This window comes from Flavobacterium sp. (assembly GCF_013823965.1).
Taxonomy (GTDB): domain Bacteria; phylum Bacteroidota; class Bacteroidia; order Flavobacteriales; family Flavobacteriaceae; genus Flavobacterium.
This window is the reverse complement of record NZ_PNNA01000019.1, coordinates 1-1,758: the sequence shown is the minus strand read 5'-3', so window position 1 is coordinate 1,758 and position 1,758 is coordinate 1. Positions and strand designations below refer to the sequence as shown.

At 33.6% G+C, this 1,758-nt stretch carries 2 protein-coding genes; both read right to left on the bottom strand.

Translation table 11 applies throughout. From position 1 onward, the window contains the following. Positions 1 to 131: 131 nt before the first annotated feature. The gene (locus C0430_RS02100) at positions 132 to 779 is read right to left on the bottom strand and encodes a hypothetical protein (protein WP_290864984.1); all 648 of its coding nucleotides are present in this window, start codon (positions 777 to 779) and stop codon (positions 132 to 134) included. A gap of 151 nt (positions 780 to 930) precedes the next feature. After that, the gene (locus C0430_RS02095; protein WP_290864982.1) at positions 931 to 1,578 is read right to left on the bottom strand and encodes a hypothetical protein; all 648 of its coding nucleotides are present in this window, start codon (positions 1,576 to 1,578) and stop codon (positions 931 to 933) included. Positions 1,579 to 1,758: the final 180 nt, after the last annotated feature.

Genomic DNA, 1,758 nt, shown 5'->3' with positions numbered 1-1,758 from the left:
TCCCGCTACTACAGCGGGTTTGGGACTAAATTAAGCCCTATTTTCGGATTTGCCAAATCTCCCAAATACAAAACCAACTTTCCATTAAACCAATTGCCCAAATCCGTTGTAGTAGCTGTTAGCATTTGTATTTAGGACATCGATGTTACTTTCACATTTTCAACAATCCATTTTTTATTTTCTTTCCTAATAAAAACTAAATAATCCCAACCACAATTTACTCCACAGCTATAACTAACTGCTAAAACTCCTTTTTGAAAATTTTTTGTAAATTGAATTCTTGAAAATGTTAATGCACCTGCAAATTCAAAATCATATTTGGTTTCCCAAATTTTATATTTATCCCCTTTAGGAAAATCAGATTCATATTTAAAAATATACTTTGAATTTGGGAATTTCTCTAAGTTTATTTTAAATTTTTCGACATCTTTTGAATCATCGTATTCGAATTCTGAATTTTTAAAATGATCTATAATTTCTTTTTTGTTTTCTTTCCAGATTGGCCAAGTAAAATCAGTAATTGCAAAAACTAATTTACAAGTATCTTTTTCAAATTTAGCTTTTCTTTTTTCAAAGTCCATTCCTGGAAGGAATGTCAAATAAACTCTGCCGTCTTTATGAGTAGAATCTACAATTTCTAGAAAAACTTCGTCAAATACTTTTTTTTCAAAGTTTAAATTAGTGTCAGTCTTTTTTAAAGTTGAAATATTTTCTTTCTGTCCACATTTATAAAGTGGAATAATGATTAGAATAATAAATATTATTTTTAGTGGTTTCATTTGATATGAATGCTAACGGGTTGGGGCTTGGCGCAGTAGGGGAGTTATGGAAACGCAAACTGTCAAGCCGTTGAAAATTTGATTAAAAGTAAAAAATATAATTGAATCGTTATGCCCCTATTGCGCCAAACCCCTGTTATGCGCAGTATTTTTATTTCTTTTGGCTTTTAACATACTCTATAAATCCGTTGTAATAGTCGTCAATTGTCTTTTTCTTTATTGCTTCCCATTCTACTTTTGGTTTACTCAATTCTCTTGTTTCTGGTTCGTCACTAAGTCCTGCTTGAACCGCCCACATTCCGTGTAGATTTATCCACCGGTTGTCGTAATTTTCATTGTTTAACCTGACAAAGCTAACGACCTTATTTACAATCTTTTCAAGTTTGTCAATGTCTTGAAATGCATACTTGTTAATGTCTGGGCCGTATTCTTTATTTAAAACAGATACTGCTTGTTTTGCAGAATTGTCCATACATAAGTTTGCGTTATATCTTGCTCGAAGTTGGGCAACATAAAACCAAAAAGTCGCTTCGTCTTTGTCCCCTTGTTTAAAAAGTTCTCTTGATAATGCGTAAAGAACAGGAGGATTATAGTCGTTGGGATTTTTTATAATAGATTCAATAATTTGCTTTTTCTCTTTTTCGTCTTTTTCTCCTATGGTTTTAATTGCTTCGTTGTGTTTATCAACCACAATTTCGCTAAAAACCCCTTTTACTTTAATTTCTTTGTTTTCTGTTTGTGCGTTACAGATTGTTAAAAGTCCAATTGTCAATGAGAGTAGTAAAATCTTTTTTTTCATAATTGTCATTCTATTAGTTTCTTATTCGATTTGGTTTAATATTGCGCTATAACGGGCTCCGGCTTGTTCGTCGTTCCGAGAGGAGCTTGCTCCGAAGCGGAATGCGTACAAGCCGGTGATGGGGAATGTCCCTGAAAAGGGGCGTTCCGCTCACCAAGGCGCAGCCGGAGCCCGATGGAG

Excerpts from the sequence above, each read along its gene's own strand:
- C0430_RS02100 (WP_290864984.1), bottom strand. The coding sequence starts at position 779 with ATGAAACCACTAAAAATAATATTTATTATTCTAATCATTATTCCACTT.
- C0430_RS02095 (WP_290864982.1), bottom strand. The coding sequence starts at position 1,578 with ATGAAAAAAAAGATTTTACTACTCTCATTGACAATTGGACTTTTAACA.